At 55.5% G+C, this 20,539-nt stretch carries 16 protein-coding genes; 10 read left to right on the top strand and 6 right to left on the bottom strand.

Features of this window, described 5'->3' with window-relative positions; genetic code table 11:
- Positions 1-207 precede the first annotated feature (207 nt).
- Positions 208-1,176, bottom strand: a complete 969-nt coding sequence (locus B3041_RS16345) for a TerC family protein (RefSeq protein WP_292977263.1) — start codon at positions 1,174-1,176, stop codon at positions 208-210.
- Between the two features lie 256 nt (positions 1,177-1,432).
- Entirely contained in the window at positions 1,433-2,419 is a 987-nt protein-coding gene (locus B3041_RS16340) for a Gfo/Idh/MocA family protein (RefSeq protein WP_292977261.1), read from the bottom strand.
- Positions 2,420-2,556: 137 nt separating this feature from the next.
- Between B3041_RS16340 and B3041_RS16335 the strand changes: the two genes are divergently transcribed.
- Positions 2,557-4,245 (top strand): chloride channel protein, encoded by a 1,689-nt coding sequence (locus B3041_RS16335; protein WP_065648139.1) that lies wholly within the window; start codon positions 2,557-2,559, stop codon positions 4,243-4,245.
- Here B3041_RS16335 and B3041_RS16330 read toward each other — a convergent pair.
- Positions 4,242-4,742 (bottom strand): M48 family metallopeptidase, encoded by a 501-nt coding sequence (locus tag B3041_RS16330; RefSeq protein ID WP_065648140.1) that lies wholly within the window; start codon positions 4,740-4,742, stop codon positions 4,242-4,244. The genes B3041_RS16335 and B3041_RS16330 overlap by 4 nt on opposite strands.
- A gap of 82 nt (positions 4,743-4,824) precedes the next feature.
- Between B3041_RS16330 and rlmG the strand changes: the two genes are divergently transcribed.
- A complete protein-coding gene (rlmG, locus tag B3041_RS16325) occupies positions 4,825-5,943 on the top strand; it encodes a 23S rRNA (guanine(1835)-N(2))-methyltransferase RlmG (RefSeq protein ID WP_292977258.1) in 1,119 nt (372 codons plus the stop codon).
- Here the strand turns inward: rlmG and B3041_RS16320 are convergent, their stop codons facing one another.
- A complete protein-coding gene (locus B3041_RS16320) occupies positions 5,944-7,941 on the bottom strand; it encodes an NADPH-dependent 2,4-dienoyl-CoA reductase (RefSeq protein ID WP_292977256.1) in 1,998 nt (665 codons plus the stop codon). It lies immediately after the preceding gene.
- A 698-nt stretch (positions 7,942-8,639) separates the two neighbouring features.
- Here B3041_RS16320 and B3041_RS16315 point away from each other — a divergent pair.
- The 4 genes from B3041_RS16315 to B3041_RS16300 all read left to right on the top strand — a co-directional run bounded on the left by B3041_RS16315 (position 8,640) and on the right by B3041_RS16300 (position 12,702).
- Entirely contained in the window at positions 8,640-9,338 is a 699-nt protein-coding gene (locus tag B3041_RS16315) for a response regulator transcription factor (RefSeq protein WP_240484883.1), read from the top strand.
- 159 nt (positions 9,339-9,497) lie between these two features.
- Positions 9,498-10,529 (top strand): L-idonate 5-dehydrogenase, encoded by a 1,032-nt coding sequence (gene idnD, locus B3041_RS16310; RefSeq protein ID WP_065648143.1) that lies wholly within the window; start codon positions 9,498-9,500, stop codon positions 10,527-10,529.
- 9 nt (positions 10,530-10,538) lie between these two features.
- Positions 10,539-11,303 carry a gluconate 5-dehydrogenase gene (idnO, locus tag B3041_RS16305; protein ID WP_065648144.1) on the top strand — a complete coding sequence of 255 codons (765 nt, stop codon included), beginning with the start codon at positions 10,539-10,541 and terminating at the stop codon, positions 11,301-11,303.
- A gap of 79 nt (positions 11,304-11,382) precedes the next feature.
- Complete coding sequence (locus tag B3041_RS16300) at positions 11,383-12,702, top strand: gluconate:H+ symporter (protein ID WP_065648145.1); 1,320 nt, start codon at positions 11,383-11,385, stop codon at positions 12,700-12,702.
- Between the two features lie 28 nt (positions 12,703-12,730).
- Here B3041_RS16300 and B3041_RS16295 read toward each other — a convergent pair whose 3' ends face one another.
- A complete protein-coding gene (locus B3041_RS16295) occupies positions 12,731-13,444 on the bottom strand; it encodes a polyphenol oxidase family protein (RefSeq protein WP_292977250.1) in 714 nt (237 codons plus the stop codon).
- A gap of 916 nt (positions 13,445-14,360) precedes the next feature.
- On the opposite strand from B3041_RS16295, the gene B3041_RS16290 reads away from it, so the two are divergent.
- Positions 14,361-15,836, top strand: coding sequence for a SulP family inorganic anion transporter (locus B3041_RS16290; RefSeq protein ID WP_292977248.1), 1,476 nt, complete (start codon positions 14,361-14,363; stop codon positions 15,834-15,836).
- Between the two features lie 225 nt (positions 15,837-16,061).
- Positions 16,062-17,480: a GGDEF domain-containing protein gene (locus tag B3041_RS16285; RefSeq protein WP_065648148.1), complete on the top strand. Its 1,419-nt coding sequence runs from the start codon at positions 16,062-16,064 to the stop codon at positions 17,478-17,480.
- Between the two features lie 16 nt (positions 17,481-17,496).
- Here the strand turns inward: B3041_RS16285 and ddlA are convergent, their stop codons facing one another.
- The gene (gene ddlA / locus B3041_RS16280; RefSeq protein WP_292977246.1) at positions 17,497-18,591 is read right to left on the bottom strand and encodes a D-alanine--D-alanine ligase; all 1,095 of its coding nucleotides are present in this window, start codon (positions 18,589-18,591) and stop codon (positions 17,497-17,499) included.
- 413 nt (positions 18,592-19,004) lie between these two features.
- On the opposite strand from ddlA, the gene B3041_RS16275 reads away from it, so the two are divergent.
- Entirely contained in the window at positions 19,005-19,709 is a 705-nt protein-coding gene (locus B3041_RS16275; RefSeq protein WP_065648150.1) for an MgtC/SapB family protein, read from the top strand.
- Between the two features lie 330 nt (positions 19,710-20,039).
- Positions 20,040-20,537, top strand: coding sequence for a type VI secretion system contractile sheath small subunit (gene tssB / locus B3041_RS16270; RefSeq protein ID WP_292977242.1), 498 nt, complete (start codon positions 20,040-20,042; stop codon positions 20,535-20,537).
- The last annotated feature ends 2 nt before the right edge of the window (positions 20,538-20,539 follow it).

The following is a 20,539-nucleotide window of genomic DNA, read 5'->3' as shown; positions in this document are numbered from 1 at the left end:
CATGAGTGTGGTGCGCGTTTATTCCGCGCCAGAGGGTTTGCCGGGCGGAGTATAAGGAAAAGTGCTGGTGAGAAAAGCGATAATTCCGGCTTTGCGTGCGGGATCGATTTTTTAATCTGCTAAACAGAAGAAGTGTGACAGGGATAAAAAAGGGAAAGTTACACTGCGGCAAAATAAAGCAGGGGCGATTTACGCCCCTGCAGAAGATTATGGTGAGATCCGCCGGCGGTCATTTCGACGGTTAACCCAGGCATTAATCAGCAGCGTTCCCCCGAGAATAACGCCCACCACGCTGAGTGAGACAGCGACCGGAATGTGATAAAACTCGACGATCAGCATCTTAATACCGATAAACACCAGTACCACGGCCAGACCATATTTCAGCATAGAGAAGCGCTCCGCCACGTTTGACAGCAGGAAATACATGGCGCGCAGGCCCAGGATGGCAAACAGGTTAGAGGTCAGCACAATAAAGGGATCGGTGGTCACCGCAAAAATAGCCGGAATACTGTCAACAGCAAAAATCACATCGCTAAGCTCGACCATGATCAGAACCAGCAGCAGCGGGGTGGCAAACAGTACCCCGTTACGGCGAATAAAAAACTTCTCACCCTCCAGCGAATCGGTCATGCGCAGATGCTGACGCAGCCAGCGTACCACCGGTTTATCACCTACAGCCGTGTCATCCTCACGTGCAAGCGCCATCTTAATGCCGGTGAACAGCAGAAAGGCACCAAAAATATAGAGGATCCAGCTGAACTGCATGACCAGCCAGCTGCCGGCGAAAATCATGATGGTACGCAAGACAATAGCGCCCAGTACGCCGTAGATCAGTACGCGCCGCTGCAGCTGGGGCGGTATAGCAAAGTAGCTGAACAGCATCAGCCAGACAAAGACGTTATCCACCGCCAGCGCTTTTTCCAGTACGTACCCGGTCAGAAAAGCGAGCGTCTGCGTAGTGGCGACCTCGCGGCCGGCGTGCGTATCGAGATACCACCAGAAAGCGGCAGCAAACAGCAGTGAAACGGACACCCAGATCAGTGACCAGATAGCCGCCTGTCTGAACGACATGGTTTGTGCGCCGCGCCGGCCCTGCAGCAGCAGATCGATCGCCAGCATAACCAGCACAACAACGGTAAAACTGCCCCAGAGTAACGGTGTGCCTATCGATTGCATAATGGTGTCCTGTGCGAAAGTTAAAAAAAACGGCTCCGTCAGAAGACGTAAGCCGCTTTCATTACGCTGCAAGCGCACCTCGCCTTCCGGCAAGGTCTCACTTACAACACAGAATCACTTCCGGGTTGCCTGACGACCGGATGCGCTACACATCGTAATGACGATCAATCAGCTGACAAGTTACTCCCCTTTGCTTAGGAAAAAATAGCGCAGCCGCAGGACGATGCAATGCACGACCAGACATATTTAGCAATATTTACACTTCATGGCGATCGGCAGGAAACACCACGCCGGTTTGCTGGCGGATGGTGGTCAGCAGTTCTGCTGTCAGCCGTGAGATCGCGAGGGCAGGGTGCGCAATCTGCTGCGTTTCTACCAGGCTGGCAAACACTTCGGCTTCATAGCGCATCGTATTGCTGTGCTGCGGCTGCGTCAGATCCTGCCCGGTACCGCTGCGTGGCAGTAGCCGCAACTGCTGACACTCCGCCAGCTTCTCAATAAGCAGCGAACCCGCTTCCCCCTGAATTTCACTCGGAATAGCGGAGTTGCTGACTTTGGAATGCAGCAGGGTGACATCAAAATCGCCATAGTGGAGGATCACCGTCCCGTGCGCATCTGTGCCGCTGGGCAGCAGCGTGGCTTCAGCCGTTACGCGGCGGGGGGCACCCCACAGCGTGACGGCAGCGGCCAGGCAGTAATAGCCAATATCCATAATTGAGCCATTGGACCAGCGCGGGTCAAACGTATTCGGGTTTTCGCCCGCAAGATAGCGCGGATAACGGGAAGAGTACTGACAGTAGCTGAACAGCGCCTTGCGCAGCGTGCCCAGCTGCGGCAGAGCGCGCTGCAGCTGATGAAAGTTAGGCAGGCTGGCGGTTTTGAATGCTTCAAACAGCACAACCTGATGCTGCTGTGCACAGGCGATCATCGCGTCGGCTTCACGCAGCGTGGAGGCCAGCGGTTTCTCGCAGATCACATGCTTGCCGTGAGACATGAACAGCAGCGCCTGTTCGCAATGCAGTGCATTCGGGCTCGCAATATAAACCGCGTCGATATCGCGGCACGCCGCCATCGCTTCAGGCGAGGTAAACGTCAGCGGGCAGGCGTAATCAGCGGCAAAGGCATCTGCCTGCTGCTGGCTGCGGGAGTACACTGCGCTGAGCGTGAATCTGCCGCTCGCATGTGCGGCGTCAATAAACTGACGGGTAATCCAGTTGGTGCCAACAATGGCAAAGCGAATCACAGGCCTGCTCTCCTGATAAAAGAAAGCCGCAGGGTAGCATGCTGCGGCAGGAAACTATCCGGCAGCATTTGATCCTGCGATCCGCATTCCAATATAGTGAGCCCTTAAGTCTGAAAGCCTGCGAACGGGAGAGCCGGGTGAGCGGAAGCAAACATGCACTAAACTGGACCACGCTGCTGATTGCCATTCCTGTGGGGCTGATGGCCTCGCTGGTGACGCTGGCGTTTCGCGGCATCATCGACATGATTAACCAGCTGCTGTTTAACAGTGACCATGAGATCACCGTGGCGATGCACGTCTGGCCGTGGATCTTCTGGCCGCTGCTGGTGGGGGCGGGGGGCGTGCTGGCGGGCTGGTTTCTGCGCTATGCCGTCGCCATTGAGCAGCAGGAGACGGTAAAAACGGACTATCTGGAAGTGATTAATGCCAGGCTGGACGCCGTGCCGACGCGTACTTCTCTGTTTCGTGCACTCTCTTCAATCGCCAGTATTGGCAGCGGTGCCTCAATCGGTAAAGAGGGACCGATGGTACAGCTCTCAGCGCTCAGCGGCAGTCTGCTGGGGCGCTGGCTGCCGGCATCGCTTAACCTGCGCAACAGCGATATTGTCGCGATGGCGGCGGCGGCAGGCCTCTCCTCGGTGTACCACGCACCGCTTGCCTCGGCGATCTTTGTTGCGGAAATTGCTTTTGGTATTTCAGCCCTGCAGCGACTGATCCCGCTGATTGTGTCCTCTGCGGTCGCGGTGATGACCATGTGGGCGCTGGGTTTTCGCAATGCGCTTTATCCGCTTGCCGATACGCTGTTTCAGATGGATGTGACCAGTCTGCTGGTGACGGTACTGATTGGTCTGGTGGCGGGCGTTGCCGGCTGGCTGTTGATCGCGCTGATTGGTCGCAGCCGGCGACTGTTCAGCCGCGTGCGATCGCTACCGCTGCGGCTTGGTGCGGGCGGGGTAGCCGTAGGGTTACTGGCGCTGATCTCTACGGATATTCTCGGTAACGGGTATGAAGTGATCGTAAAGATCATTGAGGGCCATTACGTCATCACCGGATTACTGCTGCTGCTTTTACTCAAAACGCTGGCCACAACGCTTTCCGTAGGCTCAAACGCCGTAGGCGGACTGTTCACCCCTTCGCTGCTGATCGGCGCACTGCTCGGGGTGATTCTGGCGCAGAGTGCGGCGGCGCTGCAGCTGCCGACGGGAGATACGCTGCTTTATGCAGCAATAGGCATGGCCGCCGTGCTGGCCGCGGTGAGTCAGGCTCCGCTGATGGCCATGCTGATGGTGCTGGAGATGACGCTTAACAGCAGCCTGCTGTTTCCGCTGATGATCGCTTCCGTGCTGGCTTCGATGGTGGTCTATCGCCTGCAGTCCGCCAGCACTTATCCGGTAGTCAGTCACCACCTGAGCCGTTCTGAAGCCTGGTACGATTTTGACCATATGCGTGTCGATCAGCTGATTATTCCTGGCGCAGCGCTGCAGCCCGAAGAGTCGGTCGGACAGGCGCTGGCGGTCAGCTCGCTGAAGCGTGAACGCTATGTTTACGTACTGAATCAGGCAGAGCAGTTCCTGGGCGTGGTCTCTATTCACGATATCTCGCGCAAGGTACTGGCGCAGGAGATCACCCTGGATTCGCCGGTCAGCACCGTCATGGATAACAACTTCCCCTGCATTTTTCAGGGGCAGAGCATGCGCGAAGGGTGGGAGGCGTTTTCACGCGTGACGCTTGAGCGGCTGCCGGTGCTGAACAATCCGCAGGAGCGTCGTTTTATGGGCGCCCTGACAAAAACCAGTCTGATCCAGAAAGCGCAGGAGTTTCTTTAAGCCGCGTTGCCGCGCATCGCCTGATCGGTCATCCACAGGCGCGCGTCAAACTCCAGCTGATGATAGTCAGGCTCCATATGGCAGCAGAGCTGATAGAACGCTTTGCTGTGCTCTTTCTCTTTGAGGTGGGCGAGTTCGTGCACCACAATCATGCGCAGGAAAGGCTCAGGGGCGAGACGGAAAAAGGTGGAGATACGGATCTCCGCTTTGGCTTTCAGGTTGCCGCCCTGTACGCGCGAAATCGCCGTGTGCAGCCCCAGCGCATGCTTCATCACTTTGATTTTATTATCCCAGAGGATTTTGCTTACCGGCGGTGCGCTGCGCATATAGCGATTTTTTATCGCCTGCGTGTAGTCATACAGCGCGCGATCGCTGACCACGTCATGCGTTTCAGGATAGCGCTGCTGCAGGAACGCGCCTAATCGCTGATGATCGATCAGCGTTTGCACCTGTTCGAGGATATTTTCAGGGTAACCCTGCAGATAAATTAATGACATTGGGATTCCTGACGAAAGACAGTATACTGCGCCCCCCTTTTCAGGGCGAAAATTGCGCAAAGTGTACCACGCCGGAGATTCCATGAGCCAACTTGAACTGACCCATAGCACCCTTACGCTGGAGCGCTTTCCGCCGATGCGTGAAGAGAGCCCTTTACAGGCGTGGGATGCCGCCGATGAATATCTGCTGCAGCAGACGCTGCCGGAAGGTCCGGTGCTGGTGTTCAACGACAGCTTTGGGGCGTTAACCTGTGGCCTGCAGGACCGGGAAATCTGGCACGTCAGCGACTCCTGGCTGAGTCAGCAGGCAGCCAGGCAGAATCTGCGCTTAAACGGCCTGTCTGACGATCGCATTCACTTTATCGACAGCCTGAGCGCGCTGCCTGCAGCACCCGCAGCTGTTTTAATCAAAATTCCCAAAGCGCTGGCACTGCTGGAGCATCAGCTGCGCGCACTGCGCAGCGTGGCCACGCCGGACACGCTGATTCTGGCGGCAGCCAAAGCGAAAGATATTCATAACTCCACGCTGCAGCTGTTTGAGCGCATTCTGGGCGAAAGTAAAACATCGCTGGCCTGGAAAAAGGCGCGTCTGATCTACAGCCGTTACAGCGCACCGGCGCTGGCTGAGGCGGCAGACACTACCGTCTGGCCACTGGATGAGACGCCTTATCAGATCCATAACCACGCCAACGTCTTTTCACGCACCTCGCTGGATATTGGTGCGCGGCTGTTTATGCAGCATTTGCCACACAATATTGAAGGCGAAATCATGGATCTTGGCTGCGGCAACGGCGTGATTGGCTTAATGGCACTGGAGCAAAATCCGCAGGCTGAAGTGCTGTTTTATGATGAATCTTATATGGCAGTGGCCTCCAGTGAGCTGAACGTTAAGGTTAACCGCCCGCAGGATCTGTCACGCTGCCAGTTCCGCGTTAACAATGTGCTGAGCGGCTTTCCGTCTGACCGGCTGCATGCGGTGTTATGCAATCCGCCGTTTCATCAGCAGCATGCGGTTACGGATCACCTTGCATGGCAGATGCTGCGCGACGCAAAACGCTGTCTGCAGTATGGCGGTGAGCTGCGTATCGTGGGCAACCGGCACCTCGGCTATCACCAGAAGATGAAGAAACTGTTTGGCAACTGCGAACTGGTAGCATCCAGCGCGAAGTTTGTAGTGCTGCGCGCGGTAAAACTGCGCTGATCACAGACTCAGCGCGAGCGCGGTAGCCTGTGAAATAGCCCGCCGCGCGTCCAGCTCCTGCGCCACATCTGCGCCGCCGATTACCCGCACCGTTTTGCCACGTGCGGCCAGCTCGTCAGCCAGCAGGCGCAGCGGCTCCTGACCGGCGCAAACCACGATGTTGTCCACGGCCAGCGTGACCGGTTTGCCCTGGTGCCGCAGATGCAGCCCTGCATCGTCAATGCGCAGATATTCCACATCGCCCCACATCTGCACGCCATGCGCCTGCAGACTGGCGCGGTGGATCCAGCCGGTGGTTTTCGCCAGCCCCGCTCCGGGTTTTCCGCTTTTGCGCTGCAGCAGCCAGATTTGCCGGCCGGGTAATGGCGGCCGGGCAGGAACAACGCCGCCGCGCGCCTGCAGCGTGCGATCGATCCCCCAGCGCTGGTAAAAATCTTCCGGGGAATGCAGTAAATAGGCGGCTGTATCAAAACCGATGCCGCCTGCACCAATAATGGCGATGCGCTGTCCCACCGGTTTTTTGTGGTGCAGAAGGTCCAGATAGCTGACCACGCTGGCATGATCGATGCCGGGAATGGAGAGCTGACGCGGCGTCACGCCGGTGGCAATGATAATTTCATCCGCGTCTATCAGCTCACCGGCACGGACCCGGTGGTTAAGCCGCAGCGTCACCTTAGCTGCTGCCAGCTGATGGCGGAAGTAGCGCAGGGTTTCATGAAACTCCTCTTTGCCCGGGATCTGCCGGGCGATGGCAAACTGCCCGCCAATCTCCGCATCCGCTTCATAAAGCGTCACCTTATGTCCGCGCTGAGCCGCCTGCAGGGCAAAAGCCATGCCTGCCGGACCGGCACCAATGACAGCCAGCTGCTTTGGATGCGTTACGGGCACAACCGGCATCAGGGTTTCATGACAGGCGCGCGGATTGACCAGGCAGGATGTCACGTTGCCTGCAAAAATCTGATCGAGGCACGCCTGATTACAGGCAATACAGGTATTGATGGCTTCAGGCTGGCCCTGCGCCGTTTTGGAGACAAACGCGGCATCTGCCAGAAATGGCCGTGCCATTGAGACCATATCGGCGGTACCTTCGCGCAGCAGGGCTTCAGCTACATCAGGATGGTTGATCCGGTTAGTGGCAATTACCGGTACGGAGACGCGTTCGCGCAGGTAGCGGGTTACCCACGCAAAGCCAGCCCGCGGGACACAGGTTGCTATCGTCGGGATGCGTGCTTCATGCCAGCCAATACCGCTGTTAAACAGCGTCACGCCACACGCCTCAAGCGCCTCAGCCAGCATCAGCGTTTCGTCCAGCGTGCTGCCGTGCTGCACCAGGTCGAGCAGCGACAGCCGGAAAATCACAATAAAGTGCTCGCCGGTGGCCTGACGTACCGCCTGCGTCACTTCACGGGCGAAGCGCTGCCGCCGCAGCACATCGCCTCCCCAGCCGTCAGTGCGCTGGTTGGTCTGCGCCGTCAGAAACTGATTAATCAGATAGCCTTCGGAGCCCATGATCTCTACGCCATCATATCCTGCCTGCTGCGCCAGACGCGCGCAGCGGGCAAAATCAGCAATAGTCTGTCTAATTTCTGCTTCGCTCAGCGCATGCGGAGTAAAAGGATTTATGGGAGCCTGGAGTGCGGAAGGGCCTACCAGCGACCGCTGATAGCTATAGCGTCCGGCATGCAGGATCTGCAGCGCAATTTTCCCGCCCTGCGCATGGACCGCGGTGGTGATCTGACGATGCCAGTCGCACTGGTTTTCCCGGGTCAGCATTGCGCCACCCTGTGTCACCACACCCTGCGCATTCGGCGCGACGCCACCGGTCACTATCAGCGCCACCCCTTCGCGTGCGCGCTCGGCATAGAAAGCAGCCAGTCGTGCAGCGCCGTCGGGATGCTCCTCCAGCCCGGTATGCATCGAGCCCATCAGAAAACGATTTTTTAACCGGGTAAATCCCAGATCGAGAGGCGTGAATAAGCAGGGATAGTGCTCGATCATAATCAGGCGCTCAAAAGTGGTCGGATGAGTTAACTCTAACGGTAATCGCGCATGATGGAAGAGAGCAACACTCAGCGTGTGAGTGACGTCAAAAAAAGCAGGGCGGCAGGTTACGCACGAGGTTTCAGCTTGCCTTCGTTACGCACGGGAAGGACCGGCACGCCCTGAATGGGTCAGAGTACAGGGCTAATGACTTAGCACTTTTTTTAAGGTCAGCATGGATTCCTTTTTCTGAAAAGCCCGGATAATAACTACACAGCGGCAAGAAATGTTTATCGCAACGGGGCGGGTTTTTAAACATTATAGTGGGAAAGTAATCTGGAAATAAGCCTTCAAATAGCGCCAGGAAGAGAATTTATCATTTTAATCGCTATTTTAATGTTATTAATAATGCCTGTTAATCCCGGAGTGTAGCTGAATGGCCTTATCTGGTGAGTGTTATATTTATTGCATGCCGGGCCGGAAAGATAGCAGCAGTTATCAGCAGAAGTGCGTCATTTCCCAGGTGATTTCACTCTCTCTTTTATTTGTGAAGTGGATGATTTTATATTTTAATAATTTTTTATTTTCCAGCTTTATATAATTACCTGAATAATCACATTGTGAAGAAGGTTTTCCTGCTATTACCAATGAGTTAACTGAAAAGGTTAAACGATATAACCTTTTACCTGTAATGTGCTTTTTAGAGGAGAGGCAGATTGGATTCAAACACTCAGCCAGTCCGTGTTGCTGTTCTCGACGGTCACCCTATGATCCGTCTGGTTTTTGAGCTGTGTCTGAAAAACCATCCCGATATTCAGCTTGTTGCCGCCTGGTCGTCCGGCAGTGAGCTTTTCAGTGCGTTAAATACGCACAGGATCGATGTTCTGATCCTGGATTTTCTGCTGGGTGAACGCGAAGTTGATGGCCTGACGTTAATAAAGCAAATACGTAACCACTATCCGACGCAAAAAATGCTGGTTTTAACCTCTGCAGAAAGCCCGGCAGTTGCCAGGATGGCGCTCCGGGCCGGCGTAAACGGTTTTATCGGAAAAAGTCATCCCTTTGAAGAGGTGCTGGCGGCGGTCAGAGTCGTTGCTGAGAATAACCTGTTTTTAGCCGCACACCTTGCTGAAGAAATTCAGACGCTTTATGCCATTTCCGAAAAAATAGCGGATGAGCATTTTTGTATCGGCTGCACACCAGCGCTTCACGAAAAAATAAGGTTATTAAGCCCGCGTGAAGCGGAGGTAATTCGCTGCTTTCTTGATGGTATGAGCGTTTCACAAATTGCGGCCAAGTTCAGGCGGAGCCGGAAAACGGTGAGCGGGCAGAAGCAGTCGGCGCTAAAAAAGCTTGGCGTCCGTTCTGATTCAGAATTATTTAAATATAGCCGGGAGTTGCTGTCAGCCCGGTAATCAGGCAGAACGACCGGGCCCGGTTGCAGTAACCTGACAGCCAGTTCACGTTCCCGGTAACATCTTTTCTGTAACATTGTTCTGAGTGATGTTCATCACAGTTTTATACCGTTTAACCCGTTTTTATAGTCATCACATAAACAGACTCACGGGAAAAACATGAACATCGAAACACAATCCTGCGTCATCAGCGGCAAACAGCAGGTCAGTGTCGCGCAGCAGCACGTGCAGTGGGATGGCTCCGGCACGCTGGTGCGCATTACGCGCGGCGGAATCTGTGGCTCCGATCTGCATTACTATCAGGAAGGAAAGGTCGGCAGCTTTGCGCTGCAAATGCCTATGATACTCGGGCATGAAGTAATTGGTTATGTCATAGAAAGCGACGATCCCCGCCTGCAGCCACAGCAAAAAGTGGCTATCAATCCGGCGAAACCCTGCGGTGAATGCAAATATTGTCAGCGGCAGCAGGAGAATCAGTGTACCGCAATGCGTTTTTTTGGCAGCGCAATGTATGTCCCGCACGTTGATGGCGGATTTACCCGGCACAAAGTTGTGGCGAGCAGCCAGTGCGTGCCTTTTCCAGCGGATGCCGATGAAACGGTAATGGTGTTTGCTGAGCCGCTGGCAGTCTGCATTCACGCCACGCATCAGGCTGGCGATCTTGCCGGCAAACGTATCTTTATCTCCGGCACCGGGCCGATTGGCTGTCTGATTGCCGCCGCCGCACAGGCGCGTGGTGCTGCAGAGATTATCTGCAGTGATATCAGTGAGCGTTCGCTGGATATGGCGCAGCAAATGGGTGCTACGCAGGTGGTTAACGCTGCAAGCGGCGATTTCACTGCCTGGATGGCAGATAAGGGCTACTTCGATGTGGCGTTTGAAGCGTCCGGTCATCCGGCGTCACTGCAGCGCTGCCTGGAGGTCGTGTGTGCCAAAGGCACGGTAGTGCAGGTAGGGATGGGAGGCGCTTTTCCTGATTTCCCTCTGATGATGCTGATTGCCAAAGAGATAACCCTGACAGGCTCGTTCCGTTTTACACATGAATTCAATACGGCGGTTGAGTGGCTGGCGCAGGGCGTTATCAATCCGCTGCCGCTCTATAGCGGTGAGTACCCGCTTCAGGATATCGATGCGGCGCTGCAGTTTGCCAGCGATAAAACCCGCGCGGCAAAAGTCCAGCTGACTTTTTAGGGAGATAACATGAGCGCACTCTTTTCTCTGACCGGCAAGCGCGTACTGCTGACCGGTTCAGCACGCGGTATCGGGTTTCTGCTGGCGCAGGGCCTGGGTGAAGCCGGGGCCGAAGTGATTATCAACGCGACCACAGCTGAAGGCGCAGAGCGCGCCGCCGGCGCGCTGCGTGAGCAGGGGATCGCTGCCCGGGCCAAAGCGTTTGACGTAACAGATTCCGGTGCGGTGCATCAGGCGATCGATGAAATTGAAGCGCAGTGGGGCGCCATCGATATCCTGGTGAACAACGCCGGGATCCAGCGGCGGCGGCCTTTTCTGGAGTTTCCGGAGCAGGACTGGCACGACGTGATTGCGGTAAACCAGACCGCGGTGTTTTTCGTCTCGCAAAAAGTGGCACAGCAGATGGTGACGCGCCAGCGCGGCAAAATTATCAATATCGGCTCGATGCAGAGTGAGCTGGGCCGCGACACGATCACCCCTTACGCAGCCTCCAAAGGTGCGGTCACCATGCTGACGCGGGGGATGTGCGTAGAACTGGCACGCTACAATATTCAGGTTAATGCGATTGCGCCAGGCTACTTTGTGACCGAGATGACGCAGCCGCTGGCTGACGATCCCGCGTTTACCGGCTGGCTGACTAAGCGTACGCCTGCTGCGCGCTGGGGTAAGCCGGAAGAGCTGATTGGTGCCGCCATTTTTCTGGCATCTTCTGCTTCAGATTTTGTTAATGGCCATCTGCTATTTGTTGATGGCGGTATGCGCGTAGCCGTGTAATGCGTGGTGCGTAGCCGGATAGTCTGTCTGGCTGCGCCGGCATACGGCTGACTTTTCTCTCTTTACCGGACTAATAAAAATGCCAATTACGATAATTGTGCTGGGCGTGATCCTGCTGTTGGTACTGATGATTGTTTTCAAAGTGAATGGGTTTATCGCGCTGGTGTTCGTCTCAGCGGTGGTCGGTATTGCTGAAGGTATGACGCCGCTTAATGTGATGGCGTCGATACAGAAAGGCATCGGATCAACGCTGGGCAGTCTGGCGATGATCCTGGGGTTTGGTGCCATGCTCGGACGACTGGTCTCTGATACCGGTGCCGCACAGCGGGTCGCTACTACGCTGATTGCGGCCTTTGGTAAACAGCGGTTGCAGTGGGCGCTGGTAGTGACAGGGCTGATCGTCGGCCTGGCAATGTTTTATGAAGTGGGGTTTGTGCTGCTGTTGCCGCTGGTGTTTACCGTGGTCGCCGCCGCCAGACTGCCGCTGCTGTACGTCGGCGTGCCGATGGTGGCCGCACTCTCAGTCACCCACTGTTTTCTGCCCCCGCATCCCGGGCCCACGGCGATTGCCACCATTTTCGGTGCGAATCTTGGCACCACGCTGCTGTATGGCATGATCATCACGATCCCCACGGTGATTATTGCGGGCCCGGTGTTCTCTAAATTTTTAAAGCGGTTTGAAAAATCACCGCCTGAAGGACTCTACAATCCGCGCATTTTTTCAGAAGAGGAGATGCCAGGCTTTGGGATCAGTATTTTTGCTGCGGTGATCCCGGTGGTGCTGATGGCAATAGCGGCAATATTCGAACTGACCACACCTAAAGACGATCCGCTGCGACAGTTTTTCGAATTTATTGGTAACCCGGCGGTGGCGCTGTTTATTGCTGTCGTGATTGCCGTATTTACGCTGGGATTACGTAACGGCCGCCGCATGGAAGAGGTCATGGATATGTGCGGCAGTTCGATTGCGGCTATCGCCATGATTATCTTTATTATCGCAGGCGGCGGCGCTTTCAAGCAGGTGCTGGTGGACAGCGGTGTGGGTAACTATATTGCCGATATGATGAAAGGCTCTTCGCTCTCGCCGCTGCTGATGTGCTGGACCGTCGCGGCCATGCTGCGGGTAGCGCTGGGATCGGCAACGGTAGCCGCGATCACCACTGCCGGCATCGTTACGCCGATTATTGCCGTAACGCACACCGATCCGGCGCTGATGGTACTGGCAGTCGGATCGGGCAGCGTGATCGCGTCACACGTCAACGATCCGGGCTTCTGGCTGTTTAAAGGCTACTTCAACCTCAGCGTAACAGAAACGCTGAAAACCTGGACCGTTATGGAAACGCTGATCTCATTGCTTGGCCTGGCGGGTGTGCTGACGCTTAACGCCCTTATCCACTAACCGCCCGTTTTCCCGGGCAGTAAAGCGGTTAACGACGGCGGATCCACGAAAAGCGCGACTGGTATCCACAATCGAAGTGGGTATTGCGCCGGTAGCTGGAGCCCGCCTCGGCCATACAGTAGGTGCATACCTCTGCCACATCAATCTGCGCTGCCCCGAGCCCATGCTGCAGTAAAATGCTGCGTGCCAGCCCGGGCAGACTGAACCAGACCCCCTGCTGCTGCGCCTGCGCCTGCGGACGTACCGCCTGCAGGTTCACGGGTTGCTGCGCTGTCCACTGCAGCGGCGGGAGATCGCTGCGCTGCTGCATCTGCCAGATGCGATCGTCGCCTAACTCATAGCAGCAGGGACCAATGGCCGGACCGATGGCGACGCAAAGCGTATCAAGGCTTGCTCCGCGTGCCAGCAGGGCATCAAGCGCACTTTGTAAAATACCGTTCAGAGTGCCGTTCAGCCCGGCATGGATCGCCGCCACCTGCTGCTGCTCAGGATCGGCAAACAGCACCGGCAGGCAGTCGGCAGTGTAAACGGCTACCGGATGGCTATCTTCAGCAATCACACCGTCAGATTCACAGCTTTTTGGCGGCCGGTTCTGTCCTGACAACACCACGCGGGCGCTGTGGCGCTGATGTCCGTAAGCGGCAGCTTCAGGCGCAGGCAGACCGGCAGGCTGAAAGGCATATTCCAGCCATGTCAGGCTATCAAGCAGTGCTGAACGCGGACCGCAGACTTTACTCTCCATACTTCTCTCCTGTGACCTGACCGTAACCGGTGACTGCGCACAGCTTACGTTAACAGGTACGTTTTTGCAGCGCGTCTGCAGATATCTTTCACATACCGGATAACGTCATACACTCGCCCGTATCACCGGTCCGTGCCTCACGATTGTGCAGGCTGCGGTATGGTGCAAAAGCGGAAAACTGCATAAAAGGATGGGACGACAAATAATTCGGCAACTGAAAAAACATCCGGTCGCGCAGGGAATTGCATTTTACCGTCAGATCCACGCATATTTACATTTTGCGTTAGCTGTCAGGCTGCGACGTAATCTCCCGATATATCACCAGATTATCCGTTGGTCATCAGTGAATTATTTTGAGTCATCTGGCTGGTTGCAAACTATCGTGCTAATCATTAATTTTAATAACTAAGAACTATCCTGGTTATAACGTGGTAATTCACCATGGCGGTGCACGCACTCCCTGAATGATATGTAATTTTTTGTCAGTCAATTCTGTACGGAAAATTTTTATATTTTTTAAGTATTGAAATGAAAGAAGTTTAACTAATTATTTTATTTGAAATATGCTTGCTCAAACTTACTTATTAGTTACCTTTCCTGACCTTTATTTTACAGAGCGACTGTCATGCCGGGATGTTAAATAATTAAGGTGCAACTTAAATCTTAAGCAGCTATAACCAATTTTTGTGAGGTAACGCTGCTTTGTATCCGCTGCAGCTATTTATGGCCTCTTATTCAGGGAATGTATTACCCGCAGATCGGTTACGCAGGCATAAAGAGAAGATGATTGTGATGATACAAAAACCATTATTAGTGAAATATCGCGGAGCCGGTTTGCCGCGTCATAAATATAGCGCAGGCTGTGCTGAACACTACCCGCGTCATCTGTACCGCAATCAGCTGAGGACAATGTGCCATGAACGTTAAAACGCTGCGGCAGGATATTCCGGCCGGCCTGGTCGTCTTTCTGGTTGCGCTGCCACTCTGCCTGGGGATCGCTCAGGCCAGCGGGCTGCCGCCTTTTGCCGGTCTGCTTACCGGTGTGATCGGCGGGCTGCTGGTGACCGCGCTGAGTCCGTCGCGTTTTGCGGTCAGTGGTCCGGCCGCCGGACTGGTAACAATTGTTGTGGCCTCCATTCAGACGCTGGGCAGTTTCTCTGCCTTTCTGACCGCGTTGATTCTGGCGGGAGTACTGCAGTGTCTGCTGGGGCTGCTGCGCGCAGGGCGGTTTATCGCGCTGGTGCCAGGCAGCGTGATTAAAGGCATGCTGGCGGCAATCGGCATTTTGCTGATTATGCAGCAGATCCCGGTAGCGCTGGGCGCAGCCGGTGAGGGCGGGCTGGGGGCGCTGGTGTCAGGCAATATAGCGTTTTCAGCCAGTGCTATTGGGGTAGCTGCCGCGGGCCTGCTGACGCTCTGGCTCTGGACCACGCCGCTGATTAAGTCAGTAAAGGCGCTGAGCTGGATCCCCGGACCGCTGGTGGCGGTGCTGATTGGCTGTATGGCAACCCTCGCCGGAGATAAGCTTTTTCCGGCGCTGGCTGACGGGCTGCCGCGTATCACGCTCCCTGCCTTTGACAGCTTTTCCGCGCTGGTGGCTGAGCTGGAAACGCCGGACTGGCTGGCGTGGCAAAATCCCGCTGTCTGGGTGGTTGCGGTCACGCTGGCTCTGGTCGCCAGCCTGGAGACGCTGCTCAGCCAGGAAGCGCTGAAAAAACTGCGTCCGCAGCATCCGGCTCCTTCGCCCAACAAAGAGATGTTTGCGCAGGGGATAGGGAACTTAACGGCAGGGTTACTGGGCGCAATGCCGATTACCGCCGTTATTGTTCGCAGTTCGGTTAACGTCAGCGTCGGTGCACAGAGCAAACTCTCTATTTTGATCCATGGCGTGCTGCTGCTGGTCTGCGGCCTGTGGTTCAGTTCGCTGCTCAATGCAATTCCGCTGGCCAGCCTGGCCGCCGTACTGCTTTACACCGGCTATAAGCTGGCAACCCCGCGCCTGTTTGCTGAGCAGATCCGGATGGGGTGGGCGCAATATGTGCCTTTTCTGGCTACCATTGGCGGTATCATCCTGCTGGGTATGCTGGCCGGTATTTTCCTCGGGATTGCCGTGCAGATCCTCTGCAGCATTTATCAGAGTCACCGCAATGCGCTACAGCTCACCCGCCATGACGATCACTATGTCCTGCGTTTTCACCAGAACCTGACGTTTATGCATAACCCTAAGCTGCAGGGCGTGCTGGCAGAAATCCCGGAAAACAGCGTGGTCATTGTTGAGCAGGGTAACGCTGAATATCTCGATCCGGATGTGAAAGCGGTTCTGCGCGACTTTGGTGAGAATGCGCCGGAGCGGGGCATACGGCTGAGCCAGTGGCCGGTAGCCGTTAAATAAGTAAATGATTGTACCGGATAAAAATCGGCTATCACGGATAGCCGATTTTTGTTCGTGCGTGGCATAATTGGCCGCACAACATCTGCGTGAACCGGATGCCTTAGCCAGCCGAACAGGAGAGTAAACCGAAGCCTGTTCGCTGAATTGACACCGGACGATCTGATGTTCAATAAGAGGGGTGCCACTGCAACGCGGCAACGATTTCAGGTTACAGGATGCGGATGAATGCGCGTTTCGCTGTTTGATGAACATAACGTTAAGAAAAATGCTCTCACGCTGTTCTTTATCACGCTTTTTTTCTGTTTTCTTGGCAGCCACCTGCGGGTCCCTGAAGAGTTCTCACTGTTCTGGCCTGTCAACGCGCTTATCGCCGGGCTGATTGTCCGTCAGCCTTTTCTGCATAATCCTTCCAGCTACCTTGTTGCTCTGGCGGCGATGATTTTCAACGACACGGTGTTTTCAGGCTGGGCCTTTGCCGCTGTGACGATCAATATTGCCAATATTCTGTTTACCCTTGTGGCGGTCTGTATGCTGATCAGGCCGCTGCAGACACCGGCTGCCAGCAGCCAGGTCGTCAATGCGATGCGCATTTTTCCCGCCTGTTTGCTCGGTGCTGCCGCCTGTGCGACCTGGGGCGCCTGGGCGCAGGGCATCGATTTCAATGCGCGCTTTGTGGTCGCATGGGCTGACTGGTTCAGCGAACAGATCTCGACCTCGCTGATGCTGCTGCCTGTCATGCTGGCACGTCCGCTGCGCAGCGTTTCCCTTCGCCAGCTGCTGACGCCGGCAACGCTGCTGCCGCTGGTCGCCGTGGTGCTGTCGCTGACAGCGGGCGCGCTGATTGGCGGCGCCGGCAGTCTGACCTTTCCGGTACCGGCGCTGATCTGGTGCGCTATTGTGCTGCCTATGCCGGTTACCAGCGTGGTGATCCTGCTGACCGGTATTACAGAGATTGTGCTGGTTTCTCACGGCGTAATGAATATACAGGGCAACGATGCGCTGTTGCCGATTGGCCATCTGACGTCAGCGCGCCTTGGCGTGGCGACCGTTGCACTGAGTCCGCTGCTGGTGGCGGTCAGCATGGACGCTATCCGGCAGCTTAATCAGCGTCTGGCGCTGCGGGCAAATGTGGATGTACTGACGCAGCAGCTCTCGCGCTCTGGCCTGTATGAACAGCTGAAACAGATGCCGTTCTCTCTGCATCGCCATACCGGCGTAATTATGCTGGATGTCGATTACTTCAAAACCATCAATGACAATTTCGGACACGACGCCGGTGACAGCGTGCTGGAAGAGATTGGACGCCGCATTCAGCAGGTTGCACAGCAGCAGGGCATGATCTGCCGCTTTGGCGGCGAAGAGTTTGTGATTGTGGTGTTTGATGCCGTGCCGGAACAGCTCTACCGGCTGGCGGAGTCCGTGCGCCAGGCGCTGGCGCGCGAAAAGTTCTGGATTAAAGGCAACAGCGTGACGGTGACCGCCAGCATGGGCCTGGCGTGGGATTGCGCCAGGCATGAGCGCGAGTGGCCGGAAGTGATTAACCGGCTGATTTCCGCAGCAGATAAACATCTCTACAGCGCCAAGCACAATGGACGTAACCAGGTGGCACCCGCCTCTGCGCTGAGTGCCAGCAACGTAGCCTGAACCACGTTGCTGGCGCTTACATAGTGCTGGCCAGGCGCTGACGCTGCTGATGCCGCGCCTGCGCCAGCTCAATCAGGCGGCTGATCAAATCGCGATAGCTCAGATCCGCCGCCTGCCACAGCTTGGGATACATGCTGATATTGGTAAAGCCGGGCAGGGTATTCACTTCGTTAATCACGATCTCGTTGCCATCCGTCAGAAACACATCGACACGCGCCATGCCGAAGCACTCAAGCGCTTTGAAGGCGGCAAGGGCAGTAGCCTGGATAGCCTCGCTGTTTTCCCGGCTGATGTTTGCCGGCACCACCACCTGCGCACCGCTGGCGCTGATATATTTGGTGTCATAGGCGTAGAACGCATCCTGCACCACCACTTCACCGCAGGGGCTCGCTTCCGGTGCGTCATTACCCAGCACCGCACACTCAATCTCGCGCCCCTTAATCCCGGTTTCAATCAGGATTTTGCGGTCAAAACGGAACGCCAGATCAACAGCAGCATTAAACTCTGCGGCATCGGTAACTCTGCTGACGCCTACTGACGAGCCCTGATTAGCCGGTTTGATAAACAGCGGCAGACCCAGCTGTGTGATAACGGCTGCAGCATCCAGCGTAGCGCGCTCTGCCTGCGTTACGCTGATCCACGGCGCAACGCGAAGACCGGCATCACGCAGCAGGCGTTTGGTAAAATCTTTATCCATGCTCACCGCGGATCCCAGAACATCGGAGCCGACAAACGGGACATCCGCCATGCGCAGCAGCCCCTGCAGTGAGCCATCTTCCCCCTGCGTACCGTGTACAATCGGAAAAATAACATCAAGGCGGGGCAGCGGCTCTGCCTGTTCACAGCTGATAAACTGCGTGCGTTCGCTGCCGGGCACCAGCGCCACGGCTTCTCCCTGCGGGTGCAGCGCAATGCGCGCCGGATCCGTGGCGTTCAGCAGAAAGCGATCGGCGTCATAGCGCTGCCAGCGGCCCTGCTTATCAATGCCCAGCAGCACCGCGTCATATTTTTGCGCATCCAGCGCATCCAGAATATTTTTTGCTGATTGTAACGAGACTTCATGCTCAGCAGATTTGCCGCCGAAGACAATGCCCACGCGCTGTTTTGCCATTGTTTCTTATCCGATTGCAGTTAAGCGAGCAGCTAAGATAGCACGCGTATTCCGGGTCAGGGGAGCGCAAATCGCATCAGAACGGCGCGCATGGTGACGTGCTCCTGCTGTTGCAAAAAACGGTCAATCTTCCCTAAACAGACGGGAAATCAGTTTGATTACGCGATGCTCTGTGCTTAAAATCGCGGCGGTTTACTTAACAGGAGCACTATTTTGGACAACTGTCCCGAACGATCGCAAAAGGCGCCTGCGCTAAGATAGTGTTCCCGCTGTCTTGACCGCGCGTTGAGATGGCTTATTCCCTCATGAATTGCCTCTGTTTACCTGCTGCCTCACATGCAGCACGTCGCCCGCTGCGATCCATTCTTTCATTCTGAGCTGTTGTCAGCACCTGCTGACATGCGGAGGATAAAATGGACTGGAAAATTTTCCTGCTGCGGGTGACTGCAGCACTGATTCTGGGTGCGCTGATCGGCAGCGAACGCCAGCTGCGGCAGCGCCTGACCGGCCTGCGTACCAACGCCCTCGTCAGCACCGGCGCCTGTCTGTTCGTACTGATGACGCAGAGCGTGCCCGGCATTGCACATGACGCATCGCGTATCGCCGCCTACGTGGTCTCCGGCATCGGCTTTCTCGGTGGCGGCGTAATTATGCGCGATGGCCTGAACGTGCGCGGGCTCAATACTGCTGCCACGCTCTGGTGCACGGCAGCAGTAGGCGTGCTGTGCAGCATGGGCCTGCTGCTGGAGGCGGCTATCGGCACCCTGATCATCCTGTGCGCTAATATTCTGCTGCGCGAACTCACCCGGAGTATCAACCGTCAGACGCTGGTACCTGCTGCCGAAGCGGTGCAGCACTATACCGTGCAGATCACCTGTCTGGCGCAGGATGAGGTGCAGGTGCGCAGCCTGATGCTGCACAGTTTAGGCAACAGCGATCTGCGCCTGCAGTCGCTGCAGAGTGAAGATATCGAAAGCTCGCAGCGCATGATGGTCAGCGCCGAAGTGCTGGGGAAGCCCAATCTGACCCAGCAGCTGGAAAATCTTGTCAGCCGCATCAGTCTGGAGAAGGGCGTCAGTGCGGTGCGCTGGCAGGTGTGCGGTATGGAGCGCGATTAACAGCGTCGGGCGTCGCCTGCCTGTTAATTGCATACAAAAACTGTTCCTTAAAATAACAGTTAAATAATAATGATCTTATCTGCCCGTCAGAGAGCCATAACCTGGCGGAAAGAAAAGTACAATCGATAAATTTTAAGATAAATCTGAGCGCAGTTTTAAAAATCAATATCAATGACTTAAGTCAAATTCTGGCTGTTTTACTATATAAATCAATCATAAGAATTTAACCCATGCGGTTGATTTATTAATCCGGCCTATTTTATATTCACGCCTTGTCCCTAAGGAAGCAGAGGGATTATCTGTTTTTTCGCCATTTTTACAGGAGTAAATATGAGCAATTCTTATCAAAGTGAGATCCCTAAAGCCCGTATTAATTTGCGCCTTGACCTGCATACCGGTGGGGCACAGAAGAAAACTGAGCTGCCGCTGAAACTGCTGGTGACAGGAGATTTCAGCAACGGCAGAGAAAATCGAGTGCTTTCTGAACGCGAAAAAATCAGCGTCAACAAACACAACTTTGACAGCGTGCTGAGCGAGTTTGCCCCTGCCGTGCATTACGCTGTGCCAGACGCCCTCGCCGCTGACGGCAGTGAACAACAGGTCAGCCTGACATTTCGCAGCATGAAGGACTTCGAGCCGGAACAGGTTGTCCGTCAAATCCCGCAGCTCAATGCGATGCTGGCCATGCGCAACCTGTTGCGCGATTTGAAATCCAACCTGCTCGACAATGCGACCTTTCGCAAAGAGTTTGAAACCATTCTCAAAGATCCGGCGCTGAGCGGCGAACTACGCAGCGAGCTTTCAGCCCTCGCCAGTAACCACGACTGAAT

The organism is Pantoea sp. UBA4549, from assembly GCF_002387285.1.
In the GTDB taxonomy this organism is placed as follows: Bacteria; Pseudomonadota; Gammaproteobacteria; order Enterobacterales; family Enterobacteriaceae; genus Pantoea; species Pantoea borealis.
The sequence above is the reverse complement of the archived record's forward strand: the minus strand, read 5'-3'. Positions and strand labels throughout refer to the sequence as shown.